Origin of the sequence: Vibrio sp. 10N.222.55.A1, assembly GCF_041473835.1 — a bacterium.
GTDB lineage: Bacteria > Pseudomonadota > Gammaproteobacteria > Enterobacterales > Vibrionaceae > Vibrio > Vibrio crassostreae_C.
Genome location: NZ_JBFRSX010000099.1, coordinates 1 through 206 on the forward strand (window position 1 = coordinate 1; position 206 = coordinate 206).

General features: G+C 44.7%; 1 tRNA gene. It reads right to left on the reverse strand.

Annotated elements, in window-relative coordinates:
* Positions 1 to 18 precede the first annotated feature (18 nt).
* A tRNA-Tyr gene (locus tag AB4493_RS21215) sits at positions 19 to 103 on the reverse strand.
* Positions 104 to 206: the final 103 nt, after the last annotated feature.

Below are 206 nucleotides of genomic sequence, written 5' to 3' on the forward strand. Positions count from 1 at the left end.
AAAGAGGTAAGAAGAATATGGTGGAGGGAGACGGATTCGAACCATCGAAGGCAGTGCCGGCAGATTTACAGTCTGCTCCCTTTGGCCACTCGGGAACCCCTCCAGGGTGTGTCTTACTTTTCACAAAGTAAGCCTAAATTGATGTTTTCCCATAAGCCCATCAATCAGGTTGTTCTCTTAACTCTTAAAAGAGGTAAGAAGAATAT